General features: G+C 71.8%; 13 protein-coding genes and 2 tRNA genes. 14 read left to right on the plus strand and 1 reads right to left on the minus strand.

The window, feature by feature from the left end:
* The first annotated feature begins 6 nt into the window (after nucleotides 1-6).
* The 14 genes from QMC84_RS10260 (at nucleotide 7) to QMC84_RS10325 (ending at nucleotide 11,459) form a co-directional block, all read left to right on the plus strand.
* The gene (locus tag QMC84_RS10260) at nucleotides 7-1,209 is read left to right on the plus strand and encodes a 5-(carboxyamino)imidazole ribonucleotide synthase (RefSeq protein ID WP_300374510.1); all 1,203 of its coding nucleotides are present in this window, start codon (nucleotides 7-9) and stop codon (nucleotides 1,207-1,209) included.
* A gap of 19 nt (nucleotides 1,210-1,228) precedes the next feature.
* Nucleotides 1,229-1,741, plus strand: a complete 513-nt coding sequence (gene purE, locus QMC84_RS10265; RefSeq protein ID WP_300374512.1) for a 5-(carboxyamino)imidazole ribonucleotide mutase — start codon at nucleotides 1,229-1,231, stop codon at nucleotides 1,739-1,741.
* Between the two features lie 158 nt (nucleotides 1,742-1,899).
* The gene (locus tag QMC84_RS10270) at nucleotides 1,900-2,388 is read left to right on the plus strand and encodes a ribose-5-phosphate isomerase (RefSeq protein WP_300374514.1); all 489 of its coding nucleotides are present in this window, start codon (nucleotides 1,900-1,902) and stop codon (nucleotides 2,386-2,388) included.
* Nucleotides 2,381-3,229: a DNA-formamidopyrimidine glycosylase family protein gene (locus tag QMC84_RS10275; protein ID WP_300374516.1), complete on the plus strand. Its 849-nt coding sequence runs from the start codon at nucleotides 2,381-2,383 to the stop codon at nucleotides 3,227-3,229. The genes QMC84_RS10270 and QMC84_RS10275 overlap by 8 nt, the downstream gene beginning before the upstream one ends.
* A 31-nt stretch (nucleotides 3,230-3,260) precedes the next feature.
* Nucleotides 3,261-4,364, plus strand: coding sequence for a PP2C family protein-serine/threonine phosphatase (locus tag QMC84_RS10280; protein ID WP_300374518.1), 1,104 nt, complete (start codon nucleotides 3,261-3,263; stop codon nucleotides 4,362-4,364).
* Nucleotides 4,365-4,462: 98 nt separating this feature from the next.
* Nucleotides 4,463-4,536, plus strand: a tRNA-Gly gene (locus tag QMC84_RS10285).
* 44 nt (nucleotides 4,537-4,580) lie between these two features.
* Nucleotides 4,581-4,653: transfer RNA gene (locus QMC84_RS10290), tRNA-Pro, on the plus strand.
* A 38-nt stretch (nucleotides 4,654-4,691) separates the two neighbouring features.
* Nucleotides 4,692-6,092, plus strand: a complete 1,401-nt coding sequence (gene tig / locus QMC84_RS10295; RefSeq protein ID WP_300374520.1) for a trigger factor — start codon at nucleotides 4,692-4,694, stop codon at nucleotides 6,090-6,092.
* Between the two features lie 53 nt (nucleotides 6,093-6,145).
* Nucleotides 6,146-7,273: a hypothetical protein gene (locus tag QMC84_RS10300; RefSeq protein WP_300374522.1), complete on the plus strand. Its 1,128-nt coding sequence runs from the start codon at nucleotides 6,146-6,148 to the stop codon at nucleotides 7,271-7,273.
* Nucleotides 7,270-7,743: an SRPBCC family protein gene (locus tag QMC84_RS10305; RefSeq protein ID WP_300374524.1), complete on the plus strand. Its 474-nt coding sequence runs from the start codon at nucleotides 7,270-7,272 to the stop codon at nucleotides 7,741-7,743. Before QMC84_RS10300 ends, QMC84_RS10305 begins: the two co-directional genes overlap by 4 nt.
* Before the next feature lie 113 nt (nucleotides 7,744-7,856).
* Complete coding sequence (locus tag QMC84_RS10310; RefSeq protein ID WP_011756910.1) at nucleotides 7,857-8,444, plus strand: ATP-dependent Clp protease proteolytic subunit; 588 nt, start codon at nucleotides 7,857-7,859, stop codon at nucleotides 8,442-8,444.
* Between the two features lie 14 nt (nucleotides 8,445-8,458).
* Nucleotides 8,459-9,070 carry an ATP-dependent Clp protease proteolytic subunit gene (locus tag QMC84_RS10315; RefSeq protein WP_300374872.1) on the plus strand — a complete coding sequence of 204 codons (612 nt, stop codon included), beginning with the start codon at nucleotides 8,459-8,461 and terminating at the stop codon, nucleotides 9,068-9,070.
* A gap of 156 nt (nucleotides 9,071-9,226) precedes the next feature.
* Nucleotides 9,227-10,507: an ATP-dependent Clp protease ATP-binding subunit ClpX gene (gene clpX / locus QMC84_RS10320; protein WP_300374526.1), complete on the plus strand. Its 1,281-nt coding sequence runs from the start codon at nucleotides 9,227-9,229 to the stop codon at nucleotides 10,505-10,507.
* A gap of 268 nt (nucleotides 10,508-10,775) precedes the next feature.
* Complete coding sequence (locus QMC84_RS10325) at nucleotides 10,776-11,459, plus strand: hypothetical protein (RefSeq protein ID WP_300374528.1); 684 nt, start codon at nucleotides 10,776-10,778, stop codon at nucleotides 11,457-11,459.
* A gap of 43 nt (nucleotides 11,460-11,502) precedes the next feature.
* On the opposite strand, the gene valS is transcribed toward QMC84_RS10325, so the two are convergent.
* Entirely contained in the window at nucleotides 11,503-14,124 is a 2,622-nt protein-coding gene (valS, locus tag QMC84_RS10330) for a valine--tRNA ligase (protein ID WP_300374530.1), read from the minus strand.
* Nucleotides 14,125-14,144 lie beyond the last annotated feature (20 nt).

Raw genomic sequence — 14,144 nt, forward strand, 5'->3', positions numbered from 1 at the left:
TCCGGTGTGCCCAGCCCCGGTGAGTCCAGCCCCGGTGAGTCCAGCCCCGACCATCGGCTCGCCCCGACGCTCGCCGTGATCGGCGGCGGACAGCTCGCCCGGATGATGGCCGCGCCGGCCAACGCGCTCGGGCTGCCGCTGCGGCTGCTCGCGGAGGGGGAGGGCGTCTCGGCCGCCCAGGTGATCCCCGACCACCTGGTCGGCGACTACCGCGACCTGGAGACGCTGCGGAGGGTCACGTCCGGGTGCCCGGTCGTCACCTTCGACCACGAGCACGTCCCCACCGAGCACCTGCACGCCCTGGAGGAGGACGGTGTCGCGGTGCGTCCCGGCCCGCACGCGCTGGTGCACGCCCAGGACAAGGCCGTGATGCGGGAGCGGCTCGCGGAGCTCGGCGTGCCCTGCCCCCGCAACGCCGTGGTCCGGACCGTCGGGGACGTGGAGGCCTTCGGGTTCCCGTGCGTGCTCAAGACCTCGCGGGGCGGCTACGACGGCAAGGGCGTGTGGTTCGTCCGCTCGGTCGACGACTGCGAGGAGCCGTTCCGGGCCGCGCTCGAGGCCGACGTGCGGCTGGTGGCCGAGGAGCTGGTCGACTTCCGCCGGGAGCTCTCGGCGCTCGTGGCGCGCTCGCCCAGCGGGCAGGCCGCGGCGTACCCCGTCGTCGCCTCCACGCAGGTGGACGGCATCTGCCGCGAGGTGATCGCGCCGGCGCCCGACCTCGACCCGGGGCTCGCCGGGCGGGCGCAGGAGATCGCGCTGCACATCGCCGGTGCGCTCGACGTGACCGGCATCCTCGCGGTCGAGCTCTTCGAGACCCGCGACGGGCGGGTGCTGGTCAACGAGCTCGCGATGCGTCCGCACAACACCGGCCACTGGACCCAGGACGGCGCGATCACCTCGCAGTTCGAGAACCACCTGCGCGCGGTCCTGGACCTGCCGCTCGGCTCGCCGGCCCCGCGGGCGCGGTGGACGGTGATGGTGAACATCCTCGGCGGCGACGACACCGGCGTCGGCAGGCTGTACGACGGCTACCCGCACGCGCTCGCCCGGGACCCGATGCTGCGGGTGCACCTCTACGGCAAGGAACTGCGGCCGGGCCGCAAGGTCGGGCACGTCAACGCCTACGGTGAGGACCTCGACGACTGCCTCGAGCGCGCGCGGCACGCCGCGGCGTGGTTCCGGGGCGACCTGGGAGACGAGAGTGAGTGAACCCCTGGAAGGACGGGCGATGGGTGCACGAGTCGGCATCGTGATGGGGTCGGACTCCGACTGGCCGGTGATGAAGGCCGCGGCCGAGGCGCTGGCCGAGTTCGACATCGCCTACGAGGCGGACGTGGTCTCGGCGCACCGGATGCCCGAGGAGATGCTCGCCTACGGACGGGAGGCCGCCGACCGCGGCCTGTCCGTGATCGTGGCCGGGGCCGGCGGGGCCGCCCACCTGCCGGGCATGCTCGCCGCGGTCACGCCGCTGCCGGTGATCGGCGTACCGGTGCCGCTGAAGAACCTCGACGGCCTGGACTCGCTGCTCTCGATCGTGCAGATGCCCGCCGGCGTCCCGGTCGCGACGGTCGCGGTCGGCGGCGCCCGGAACGCCGGCCTGCTCGCCGTGCGGATCCTGGCGGCCACCGACCCGGGGCTGCAGGACCGGATGCGCGCCTTCCAGGCCGAGCTGCGGACCACGGCGCAGCAGAAGGGCGAGGCCGTCCGCAACGACCGGCCCGGTCGCCGGCTCGGCTTCTAGGGGCCCTGGCCGTTCACGCCGGCCGCCGGCCTCCGGGAGGTCCTACGGACGGTGTTACCGCCTACTCCGACCGTATGACGTCCCGAGGAACACCGTCACGGTCCGATCATGCCGCCTCGATCGCTCCCACCGCGCGCCCGGCTGCCAGGATGGGCGTCATGCGCGTGCACCTCGGCTGCGACCATGCCGGACTCGACCTCAAGGACCACCTCAGCCGCTGGCTCACCGACCACGGCTACGAGCCAGTGGACCACGGCCCGTTCGCCTACGACGCCCTCGACGACTATCCCGTCTTCTGCCTGCGGGCCGCCGAGGCGGTCGCCGCGGAGCGGGCCGCCGGCGGCGACAGCCTGGGCGTCGTGATCGGCGGCTCCGGGAACGGCGAGCAGATGGCCGCGAACAAGGTGCGCGGCATCCGGTGCGCGCTGGTCTGGTCGGAGGAGACCGCGGTGCTCGCCCGGCAGCACAACGACGCGAACGTCGTCTCCGTCGGCGGCCGGATGCACTCCCTGGAGGACATGACCCGCTTCGTCGAGGTCTTCCTCGCGGAGCCGTTCAGCGGCGAGGAGCGGCACGTGCGCCGGATCGGCCAGCTGACGGCGTACGAGAGCACCGGCGAGCTCCCGGCGCTTCCCGGCGATGCCTGAGGGCCACACGCTCCACCGCCTGGCCGACGAGATCACCGCGACCTTCGCCGGCCGGGTGGTGCGCACCGGCAGCCCGCAGGGCCGGTTCGCCGACTCGGCGGCTCTGATCGACGGCCAGGTGCTGGTCGGTGCCGAGGCCTGGGGCAAGCACCTGTTCATCGCCTTCCCCGACGAGCGGTTCGTGCACATCCACCTCGGCCTCTACGGCAGGCTCGACGTCGTGGCCGGCATCGAGGAGGTGCCCGCGGCGGTCGGGCAGGTGCGCCTGCGGATCGTGGCCGCGGACCGGGACTGGCACGCGTACGCCGACCTGCGCGGCGCCACCACCTGCGAGCTGGTGACCCGGGAGCAGCGCGACGCGGTCGTCGCCCGCTCCGGCCCGGACCCGTTGCGTGCCGACGCCGATCCCGGCCGCGCCTGGGCGCGGATCCGGCGCAGCAGGGCGCCGATCGGCGGCCTGCTGATGGACCAGGCGGTGCTCGCCGGCGTGGGGAACGTGTACCGCGCCGAGCTGCTGTTCCGGCACCGGATCGACCCCCAGCGCCCCGGCAACACGCTGCGCGCCGGGCAGTGGCAGGCGATGTGGGACGACCTCGTGGTGCTGATGCGCGAGGGCGTTCGGACCGGCCGGATCGACACCGTGCGGCCCGAGCACACGCCCGAGGCCATGGGCCGGCCGCCCCGCCGCGACGACCACGGGGGCGAGGTCTACGTCTACCGCCGCACCGCGCAGCCGTGCCACGTGTGCGGCTCGACCGTGCGGACCGTCGAGCTCCAGGGAAGAAACCTGTTCTGGTGCCCGCGATGCCAGCCCAGGTTCCGCTCCCGCGCACTACAGTGAGCACCCCCGAGCACGAGGACCGATGCCGACCATGACCGCTCCCTCCGAGGCGGGCCGGCCCGCCCGGTCCGCGCGGCGGCGACCCTCCGTCAGCCAGGCCATCGGCCGGGGGATCCGCCCGCACAACCGGATCCTGGTCGCGCTGGTCGCGCTCACCGTGGCCATCACCGCCGTGGTGCTGGCCTGGCCGACGATCATCCCGCTGACCGCGCTGATGGTCCCGCTGCTGCTCGGCAGCCTGCTGCTCGGACCCCGACACCTCCCGTGGTTCGTGGTGTTCCTGATGGTGATGCTGATGCTCACCGTGGGCCGTCAGGAGCACATCCTGCTGCGCACCGTGCTCGCGATCGCGATCGTCTTCCTGCTCTGCTTCATCGTGCTGGTCACCTCGTTCCGCCGTTCGCGGCTCGGGGTCGCCGGCGTCCTGGGCGAATCGATGCTCGTCGACCTCCGCGACCGCATCCTCAACCAGGGCGGCGTCCCGACGCTCTCGGATGAGTGGCTGCTCGAGACCGCCCTGCGCTCGGCGGGCGGCACCCCCTTCGCGGGGGACTTCGTGGTCGCCACCCGGCCGCGGCGAAGCAGCCGGGTCGAGCTCGCCGTGGTCGACGTGTCGGGCAAGGGCGAGCAGGCCGGCACCCGCGCCCTGCAGCTCTCCGGTGCGTTCGGCGGCCTGCTCGGTGCGCTGCCGCCGGGGGAGTTCCTCGAGGCCGCCAACGACTACCTGCTCCGCCAGGACTGGGACGAGGGCTTCGCCACCGCCATCCACCTCTCCCTGGACACCGACACCGGCGAGTTCGAGATCCGTACGGCGGGCCACCCGCCGGCCGCCCAGCTGGACGCCGGCTCGGGGAGGTGGACGGTCCACGAGGCAGAGGGCCCGGTCCTCGGCCTGATCGAGGACGCCGAGTTCACGATGGTCCGCGGCCTGCTCCGGCCCGGCGACGCGCTGTTGCTCTACACCGACGGAATGGTCGAGACCCCGCGCCGCGAGATCGGCATGGGCATCGACCGGATGCTCGGCCAGGCGGAGCGGCTGCTGCGCGGCGGGCTCGAGGGCGGTGCCGATCGGCTCGTCGAGGCCCTCGGCTCGGACAACGACGACCGGGCACTGGTGGTCCTGCACCGCCGCTGACGATCGAGGGGCCGGGCCCGTGCGGCGCCCTCGGTTGGGGCGGAGCCGCGCAGGTATGGCACGATTCGGGGGTTCGCGGGGGTCCCGCCCCCGGGTGCGCGGATGTAGCTCAATGGTAGAGCCCCAGTCTTCCAAACTGGCTACGCGGGTTCGATTCCCGTCATCCGCTCCAAGCAGGGACCGAGCCGCACCCGAGGCGGACCGGAGCCCACTTGGCGGGGCGTAGCGTAGTGGCTAGCGCGCCTGCTTTGGGAGCAGGAGATCGCAGGTTCGAGTCCTGTCGCCCCGACGCACCACCCACCTAACAGATGCATGAGGAGAAAGCCTGTGAAGAGCGCCGTCGAGACCTTGAGCCCGACCCGGGCCAAGCTGACCGTCGAGGTGCCCTTCGAGGAGCTCAAGCCGAGCCTCGACGCGGCGTACAAGCAGATCGCCCAGCAGATCAACGTCCCCGGCTTCCGCCGCGGCAAGGTCCCGCCGGCCGTGATCGACCGCCAGGTCGGCCGCGGTGCCGTGCTCGACCAGGCCATCAACGACGTCGTTCCGCAGAAGTACGTCGAGGCGCTGCAGGCCAGCTCCCTCCAGCCGCTCGCGCAGCCGGAGATCGAGGTCACCAAGTTCGAGGACAACCAGGCCCTGGAGTTCACCGCCGAGGTGGACGTGCGGCCCGAGATCGCGGTGCCCGACTACGACGGCGTCGAGGCGCAGGTCGACGACATCGAGCTCACCGACACCGACGTCGAGGAGCAGGTCGAGGCGCTGCGCGAGCGCTTCGCGACGCTGATCGACGTCGAGCGCCCGGCCGCCGACGGCGACTTCGTGGTCATGGACCTCGTGGCGACCCGGGACGGCGAGCCGATCGAGGGCGCCGAGGTCTCCGGCATGTCCTACCGGGTGGGTCGCGGCGGCATGCTCGACGGCCTCGACGAGGCGCTGACCGGCATGGCCGCCGGCGACCAGAAGACCTTCCAGTCCGAGCTGGTCGGCGGCGACCTGGTCGGCCAGGCGGTCGACGTCTCGGTCACCGTGAGCCAGGTCCAGGAGCAGGAGCTCCCCGAGGTCGACGACGAGTTCGCCCAGATGGCCTCGGAGTTCGACACCGTCGAGGAGCTCACCGCGGACGTCCGCGAGCGCCTGGGCCGCGGCCGGCGCCTCGAGCAGGCCGCCGCCGCCCGTGACGCCGTCCTCGAGCAGCTGCTCGACCGGGTCGAGGTGCCGCTGCCGGAGGTCGTCGTGACCGATGAGCTCAACGCCCGCCGCCAGAACCTCGAGCAGCAGCTCGCGTACGCCGGCGTCCCCATGGACAAGTACCTCGAGGACGAGGGCCAGACCCTGGACGAGTTCGAGGCCGACCTCGAGCGGCGGGTCCGCGATGCGGTCGCCGCGCAGTTCCTGCTCGACGAGATCGCCAAGAAGGAGGAGTTCGGCATCGACCAGGCCGAGCTCTCCGAGCACCTCGTGCGGCGCGCCCAGCAGTCCGGCCAGGACCCGCAGGAGTTCGCGAACCACATGTTCGAGCACAACCACATCCCCGAGCTGGTGCAGGAGATCCTTCGCGGCAAGGCGCTCGCCCGGATCGTGGAGGCCGCGGTCGTCAAGGACGCCTCCGGCAACGTCGTCGAGCTGAAGAACCTGCGCCCCGACGGCACCATCGGCGAGCCGGAGGCCGAGGCCGAGCAGTCCGAGGCCGAGGAGCAGCCGGCCGAGGAGTCCGCCACCCAGGCGTGAGCGACCCGCCGAATGAGTGCACGTCTGTGCACTCATTCGGTACGCTCCCGCGGGTGAGCACCCCCTCCGGTCCGACCTACCTCGACGCGCTCTCGCTGCTGTCCGAGGCCGCCGACGAGCTGGTCGTGCGCAGCGTGCGCGATGCCCACGACGCCTGGGCCGACCGGTTCGGGGGCTACCCCGGCCGCGCCATCGCCGGCGCGGTGTGCGGCGGCCTCAGTGCCGGGCTGCGCGCCGCCTCGGCCGGGCTCGGCAAGGTCGCCGAGACCGGCGTCGGCCCGCGCCTCGAGGACGGCCCGCGCGGCCGCTTCGTCAGCTCGGCCGTCAACGGCCTGATCGGCGACCGTCTGGTCGCGGAGCGGCCGCGGCTCGCGATCGCGATGGCGGTCCGGTCCGCGGGCCGCGACGTGCCGCTCGACGGGCCGGGCCTCGCGGCCGCCTTCCCCGACGCCACCGGTCGCGTCGTGGTGTTCCTGCACGGGCTCTGCGAGAACGAGTCCTACTGGGAGCGGTGTCGCGAGCGCACCGGCACGACGTACGGCGAGGCGCTGGCCGGCGCGGGCTGGACCCCGGTCTTCCTGCGCGCCAACACCGGGCTGGGTCTGCGCCAGAACGGCGTCGCGCTCTCCGCGCTGCTCCAGCGGCTGGTCGAGGACTGGCCGGTGCCGGTGCGCCGGATCGCGCTGGTCGGGCACTCGATGGGCGGGCTGATCCTGCGGGCCGCCGGCGCGGTGGCGCACGGGGTCGAGCGGCCGTGGACCCACCTGGTCTCCGACGTCGTCACGCTCGGGACCCCGCACCTGGGCGCCCCGGTCGCCCGCGGGATCGGGCACGGCAGCCGCGGGCTGGGGCGGCGGCCCGAGACCGCGACGTTCGGGCGGATCCTCGACCTGCGCTCGGTCGGCGTGCACGACCTGGTCGCCGGTCTGGCCGAGGACGTCCCGCCCCTGCCGCATGCCCGCTACCGGCTGGTCGCCGCGACCGTGACCGCCAGCCGGCGCCATCCCGTGGGGCACGTCGTCGGCGACCTGCTCGTCCGGGTGCCCTCGGCGTACGGCCGCGACCGCCACGGCCGCGAGCTGTTCCCCGGTGCCGACGTGCTGCACGTCGGCCGCACCGACCACTTCGGGCTGCTCAACCACCCCGAGGTCCACCGCGCTCTGGGAGACTGGCTCGCATGACCGGACCCGCCGATCGCGAGCTGCGTGCCGAGGCCACCGTCGAGGCGCCGCCGGAGCGGGTCTGGGCGCTGCTGACCGACTTCTCCCGGATGCCGGAGTGGAGCCCCGAGCTGGTCCGGATGGTCCCGCTGAAGCCCGGTGGCCTCCGGGTCGGGCAGTGGTACCTCGGGCTCAACCGCCGTAGGGCGGCGCTCTGGCCGACCCGCAACGTCGTCTCGGCCCTCGAGCCGGGCCGCACGGTCGCCTGGGACACCACCTCCAGCGGTGCACGGTGGATCTGGGAGCTGACGCCCGCGGCGGAGGGGACGACCACCCGGGTCGTGCACCGCCGCCCGGTCCCGCGCGGCATGACAGCGATGAGCAGGGTGTTCGCCCCGCTCGCCCTGGGCGGGAGCGAGGGCCACGCCGACGAGCTCGAGGCGGGCATGGCCCGGACCGTGGCCCGGCTGAAGGCGGCCGCCGAGGCGTGACTTATCTGCTGTCGGCGAACAGCGGGGGATTGGCCGTGGTTCTGTCCGGGCTTGCGGCTAGGGTCGCTCTCGTGACCCAGAACTCCAGCCCACAGCTCAACGGCGGCGCGGGCATGAACGTGCTCGACGACCACATCTACCAGCGGCTGCTGCGCGAGCGGATCGTCTTCCTCGGCTCCGAGGTGCGCGACCAGAACGCGAACGCGATCTGCGCCCAGCTGCTGCTGCTCTCGGCGGAGGACCCCGAAGCGGACATCTTCCTCCACATCAACTCGCCCGGTGGCTCGGTCGACGCGGGCATGGCGATCTACGACACCATGAACTACATCCCCAACGACGTGGCCACGGTCGGGATGGGCCTGGCCGCCTCGATGGGCCAGTTCCTGCTCTGCGCCGGCACCAAGGGCAAGCGCTACGCCCTGCCGCACGCGCGGATCATGATGCACCAGCCCTCCTCCGGGATGGGCGGCTCGGCCTCGGACATCAAGATCCAGGCCCAGCAGTCGCTGCACATCAAGAAGGTCCTGCTCGAGCTGATCGCCGAGCACACCGGCCAGACGGTCGAGCAGATCGAGATGGACGCCGACCGCGACCGGTGGTTCACCGCCGACCAGGCCAAGGAGTACGGCCTGGTCGACCAGGTCATCAAGAGCGCTCGCGAGGCCGCCGACGACGGCCGCCCGGCCCGGCAGAAGGACTGACCCGAATGTCTGAGATGAACTACTACATCCCGCAGTGGGAAGAGCGCACGTCGTACGGCTTCCGGCGCATCGACCCCTACGCCAAGCTGTTCGAGGACCGCATCATCTACCTCGGCACGCCGATCTCCGACGACGTCGCGAACGCCGTGATCGCCCAGCTGCTCTGCCTGCAGTCGATGAACCCCGACCAGGACATCAGCATCTACATCAACAGTCCCGGCGGGTCGTTCACCGCGCTCACCGCGATCTACGACACGATGAAGTTCATCAAGCCCGATGTGCAGACCGTGTGCATCGGGCAGGCGGCCTCCGCGGCAGCGATCCTGCTGGCGGCCGGCACCCCCGGCAAGCGCCTGGCGCTGCCGAACAGCCGGATCCTCATCCACCAGCCCTACACCGAGGGCACCTTCGGCCAGACCTCCGACATCGAGATCCAGGCCAACGAGATCCTGCGGATGCGCGAGCTGCTCGAGAAGATGATCAGCGACCACAGCGGCCGCTCCATCGAGGAGGTCAGCCACGACATCGAGCGGGACAAGATCCTCACCGCCGAGGGCGCGGTCGAGTACGGCCTGATCGACGCCGTGCTCCAGTCGCTCAAGGGCACCCCCGCGGTGGCCGGCTGACCCGTCCGGTGTGTTCCTCGTGTCCGGCCCCCGACCGGGGGCGGCAGGAGGTACCTTCGGAGAGGGTCTCGCCCCGCACCATCGGCTCGCACCATCGGGCCCAGCTCGACCGCACAGCACGAAGGACAGCTCGACAGGACCGGAGGATGACCGCCCGTGGCACGTATCGGTGACGGAGGCGACCTGCTCAAGTGCTCGTTCTGCGGGAAGAGCCAGAAGCAGGTCAAGAAGCTGATCGCGGGTCCCGGGGTCTACATCTGCGACGAGTGCATCGACCTGTGCAACGAGATCATCGAGGAGGAGCTCAGCGAGGGTGCCGAGGTCAGCCTCGACGAGCTGCCCAAGCCGAAGGAGATCTTCGAGTTCCTCAACTCCTACGTCATCGGCCAGGAGCAGGCGAAGAAGTCCCTCGCGGTCGCGGTCTACAACCACTACAAGCGGGTCCAGGCCGGCCTCCAGCCCCTGTCGGGCAAGCACAGCAAGGAGGAGGTCGTCGAGGTCGCCAAGTCGAACATCCTCGTGATCGGCCCCACCGGCTGCGGCAAGACGTATCTCGCCCAGACGCTGGCCCGGATGCTCAACGTGCCGTTCGCGATCGCCGACGCCACCGCGCTCACCGAGGCGGGCTACGTCGGCGAGGACGTCGAGAACATCCTGCTCAAGCTGATCCAGGCCGCCGACTACGACGTCAAGAAGGCCGAGACCGGCATCATCTACATCGACGAGATCGACAAGGTGGCCCGCAAGGCCGAGAACCCCTCGATCACCCGCGACGTCTCCGGTGAGGGAGTCCAGCAGGCGCTGCTGAAGATCATCGAGGGCACGACCGCCTCGGTCCCTCCGCAGGGCGGCCGCAAGCACCCGCACCAGGAGTTCATCCAGATCGACACCACGAACATCCTGTTCGTGGTCGGCGGCGCGTTCGCCGGGCTGGAGCACATCGTCGAGCAGCGGGTCGGCAAGAAGACCCTCGGCTTCACCGCCGAGGTCCGCGGCAAGGCCGAGCGCGAGGCCGAGGACCTGCTCGCCCAGGTGCGGCCCGAGGACCTCACGAAGTTCGGCCTGATCCCCGAGTTCATCGGGCGGTTGCCGTTGATCGCGAGCGTGAGCAAGCTCGACCAGCACGCCCTGGTCCAGATCCTCACCGAGCCGCGCAACGCGCTGGTCAAGCAGTACCAGAAGCTCTTCGAGCTCGACGGCGTCGAGCTGGAGTTCACCGCCGACGCGATCGAGGCGATCGCCGACAACGCGCTCGAGCGCGGCACCGGTGCCCGCGGCCTGCGCGCGATCATCGAGGAGGTGCTCCTCCACGTGATGTACGACGTGCCCTCGCGCGGCGACATCGCCAAGGTGATCGTGACCCGTGAGGTCGTGATGGACGGTGTCTCGCCGACCCTGATCCCGCGGGAGACGGAGAAGAAGAAGAAGTCCGCCTGATCGGCGCGGCTCCGCCGCGACGATCGAAGGCGGAGGTCGAGCAAGGCCCGCGACCGAGGGACGAGGTCGCGACGGCCGTGTCGAGACCGGAGTCGCGGAGCGAACCGGCGTAGTCGAGGTGGCGGCCCGCACCCAACCACCTGGGCTCGAGTCGACACCGCCTCCTGGCCCCACCTGACTAGTCGGACTAGTCCATTCGGGTCATATCCGTCCCGGAGTGCCCCGGAGGCTTGGAGCCGCGCCGCGGATACCGGGAGACTCAGTCCCGATGAATGCCCGACGCAGGCCGCGCCTCTTCCTCGACCACAAGCCGCCCCTGGTGGCGTTCACGGTCGTCGCGATCGCGTGCGCCCTGATGATGGTGCACATGGCCCGCAGCGAGGCGACCCCGGGCTGGCTGCGCGCGGGCCTCGACGGGATCGTCGGCCAGCGGGTGCTCGAGGCCACCGTGCTCGAGCACGACCCCGCGCACGAGTCGACCATCGTCGCCGCCGGCCCGCTGCCGGTCGGCGCGGCTTCCGGCACCTCGGCGCCGCTCGCCGCCGCGCCCGCCCAGGGGGAGCCGGCGCCCGCGGAGCACTCGTCCGCGACACACGGCCACCACGCGGTCGTCGGCGCGGTCGTCGGTGACGTGCACGACGCCTCCGACCCGGTGGTGGACACCGACGACGCCACGGATCAGGACGACTCCGCGAGCCGCGGCAACGGCCACGGTCAGGGCCGGAGCGAGCACCCGGCGCCGAACGTCACCACCCCGAACACCGGCCCGGCCCCCCAGGCCCGCGACCACCACGACTGGGTCGGCGACCGCGGTCGGGGTCACGGCCAGGGCCACGAGCACGGCGACGGCCACGAGCACGGCGACGGGCACGGCCACGACGGCGACCGCGGTCACCGGGGCGAGGGCCCCGGTCACGGCCATCACGACGGCGGCCGCGGGCACCACCACTAGCTCGGCACCAGCTCGGGCACCAGCTCGGGCACCAGCTCCGGCACTAGCTCGGGTCGGGGGCGCTCAGCTCCGCGGCCACGCTCAGCTCGGTGGCGCCGTCATCGACGGTGAAGACCAGCTCGCCGGTGACCTTGCCGGTCTTGCGCAGGTCGTCGGCGGCCTGCTCGGCGGCCCGGACGAGCGCCTGCGGCCCGCGGATCTCGACCCGGGAGAGCTCGGCGCGCATCGAGACCTTGGCGTTCGACTTCGCACCCCGGATGCCGATCAGCGCGGCCGAGACCGCGTCGAGGGTGGCGGCGTCGGTGGCGGCGGCGGAGCCGAGCTCGACGACGGTCGGCCACGAGGCGTGGTGGATCGAGCCCTGCTGCCACCAGGACCAGACCTCCTCGGTCACGTACGGCAGGAACGGCGCGAGCAGCCGGAGCTGGGCGTGCAGGGCCAGGGCGAGCGCGGCCTTGGCCGACGCCGTGGCGGCGCCCCCCGCTTCGTCGTACGCACGCTCCTTGACCAGCTCGAGGTAGTCGTCGCAGAACTCCCAGAAGAACTTCTCGGTGGTCTCGAGCGCGGTCGTGTAGTCGTAGGCCTCGAACGCGTCGGTGGCCCTCGTGATCACCTCGGCGAGGCGGCCCAGCAGGGCGCAGTCGACGGGCTCGGAGACCTCGAACGGCGTCACTGCGGTGGCACCGACGCCGCCGAGCACGAACCTCGAGGCGTTGAGGACCTTCATCGCGAGCCGGCGGCCGACCTTCATCTGGGTCTCGTCGAACGGCGAGTCCAGTCCCGGCCGCGCCATCGCGGCGCGCCAGCGCACTGCGTCCGCGCCGAACTTGTCGAGGATGTCGGTCGGGACCACGACGTTGCCCTTGGACTTCGACATCTTCTTGCGGTCCGGGTCGAGGATGAACCCGGAGACCAGGGCGTGCGACCACGGCGCCGCGTGGTTCTCGAAGTGGGCCCGGACGACCCGGGAGAACAGCCAGGTGCGGATGATGTCGTGCGCCTGGGTGCACAGGTCCATCGGGAACACCCGCTGCCACAGGTCGGGGTCGGACTCCCAGCCGCCGGCGATCTGCGGGGTCAGCGAGGAGGTCGCCCAGGTGTCCATCACGTCCGGGTCGCCGAGGAAGCCGCCGGGCCTGCCCCGCTGGTCCTCGGTGTAGCCGTTCGGGGCGGCCGTCGACGGGTCGATGGGCAGCTCGTCCTCGCGGGGGAGCAGTGGGTGGTCGTAGTCCGGCTCGCCCTCGGCGTCGAGCGGGTACCACACGGGGAACGGGATGCCGAAGAACCGCTGCCGCGAGATCAGCCAGTCGCCGTTGAGGCCGCCGACCCAGTTGTCGTAGCGGTGCTTCATGTGCCCCGGGAGCCACTCGATCTCGGCGCCGCGGGCGAGCATCTCTCCGCGGATCTCCGTGTCGCGACCGCCGTTGCGGATGTACCACTGCCGGGTGGCGACGATCTCGAGCGGCTTGTCGCCCTTCTCGTAGAAGTTCGTCATCCGCTGGGTCGGCTTCGGCTCGCCGTCCAGGTCGCCGGTCTTGCGCAGCTTCGCGACGACGGCCTCACGGGCGGAGAAGGCGGTCTTGCCCTTGAGGTCCTCGTACGCCGCGGCCGCGGGCTCGTGCGCCAGCCAGTCGGGCGTCTCGCGGGACATCCGCCCGTCGCGGCCGATCAGGGTGCGGACCGGCAGGTCGAGCTCGCGCCACCACTGGACGTCGGTCAGGTCGCCGAACGTGCAGCACATGGCGATGCCGGCGCCCTTGTCCATCTCGGCGAGCGGGTGCGCGAGCACCGGGACCTCGACGCCGAACACCGGGCTGGTGACGGTCGACCCGAACAGCGGCTGGTAGCGCTCGTCGTCGGGGTGCGCGATCAGCGCGACCACCGAGGGGATCAGCTCGGGCCGCGTGGTCTCGATGAACACCGGTTCCCCGGACGGCTTGTGGAACGCGACCCGGTGGTAGGCGCCGGCGTACTCCCGCGCCTCGAGCTCGGCCTGGGCGACCGCGGTCTGGAACGTGACGTCCCAGAGCGTGGGCGCCTCCTGCAGGTAGGCCTCGCCGCGGGCGAAGTTGCGCAGGAACGCGCGCTGGCTCACGGTCTGCGACTTGGCACCGATCGTCGTGTAGTGCTGCTTCCAGTCGACCGAGAGGCCGAGGGTGCGCCACAGCTGCTCGAAGACCTGCTCGTCCTCCTGGACCAGCTGCTCGCACAGCGCGATGAAGTTGGGCCGGCTGATCGGGATCTGCCGCTTCGGGTCTGCCTTCTCGGGCGGGGTGAAGTCGGGGTCGTAGGGCAGCGACGGGTCGCATCGGACGCCGTAGTAGTTCTGCACCCGACGCTCGGTCGGGAGCCCGTTGTCGTCCCAGCCCATCGGGTAGAACACGGACTTGCCGCGCATCCGCTGGAAGCGGGCGATCAGGTCGGTGTGGGTGTAGGAGAACACGTGCCCCACGTGCAGGCTCCCGCTCACGGTCGGCGGCGGGGTGTCGATGGAGTAGACGTTCTCGCGCGGCTGGGTGCGGTCGAAGGCGTAGGTGTCCTGGGCGCGCCAGCGCTCGCTCCAGGTCGCCTCGAGGCCCTCGAGTGCAGGCTTGTCAGGTACGGCTACGGCGACCTGCGGTGCGGTCGTCGTCTCCGGTGCCTGGCCAGCCTGCGTGTCGGTCATGGAGGAAATCCTAGGGTCAG

Source organism: Nocardioides sp., from assembly GCF_030019515.1.
Lineage (GTDB): Bacteria > Actinomycetota > Actinomycetes > Propionibacteriales > Nocardioidaceae > Nocardioides.

Excerpts from the sequence above, each read along its gene's own strand:
- QMC84_RS10280 (WP_300374518.1), top strand. The coding sequence starts at position 3,261 with ATGACCGCTCCCTCCGAGGCGGGCCGGCCCGCCCGGTCCGCGCGGCGG.
- QMC84_RS10270 (WP_300374514.1), top strand. The coding sequence starts at position 1,900 with ATGCGCGTGCACCTCGGCTGCGACCATGCCGGACTCGACCTCAAGGAC.
- QMC84_RS10325 (WP_300374528.1), top strand. The coding sequence starts at position 10,776 with ATGAATGCCCGACGCAGGCCGCGCCTCTTCCTCGACCACAAGCCGCCC.
- valS (WP_300374530.1), bottom strand. The coding sequence starts at position 14,124 with ATGACCGACACGCAGGCTGGCCAGGCACCGGAGACGACGACCGCACCG.
- purE (WP_300374512.1), top strand. The coding sequence starts at position 1,229 with ATGGGTGCACGAGTCGGCATCGTGATGGGGTCGGACTCCGACTGGCCG.
- QMC84_RS10305 (WP_300374524.1), top strand. The coding sequence starts at position 7,270 with ATGACCGGACCCGCCGATCGCGAGCTGCGTGCCGAGGCCACCGTCGAG.
- QMC84_RS10315 (WP_300374872.1), top strand. The coding sequence starts at position 8,459 with ATGAACTACTACATCCCGCAGTGGGAAGAGCGCACGTCGTACGGCTTC.
- QMC84_RS10275 (WP_300374516.1), top strand. The coding sequence starts at position 2,381 with ATGCCTGAGGGCCACACGCTCCACCGCCTGGCCGACGAGATCACCGCG.
- QMC84_RS10310 (WP_011756910.1), top strand. The coding sequence starts at position 7,857 with ATGAACGTGCTCGACGACCACATCTACCAGCGGCTGCTGCGCGAGCGG.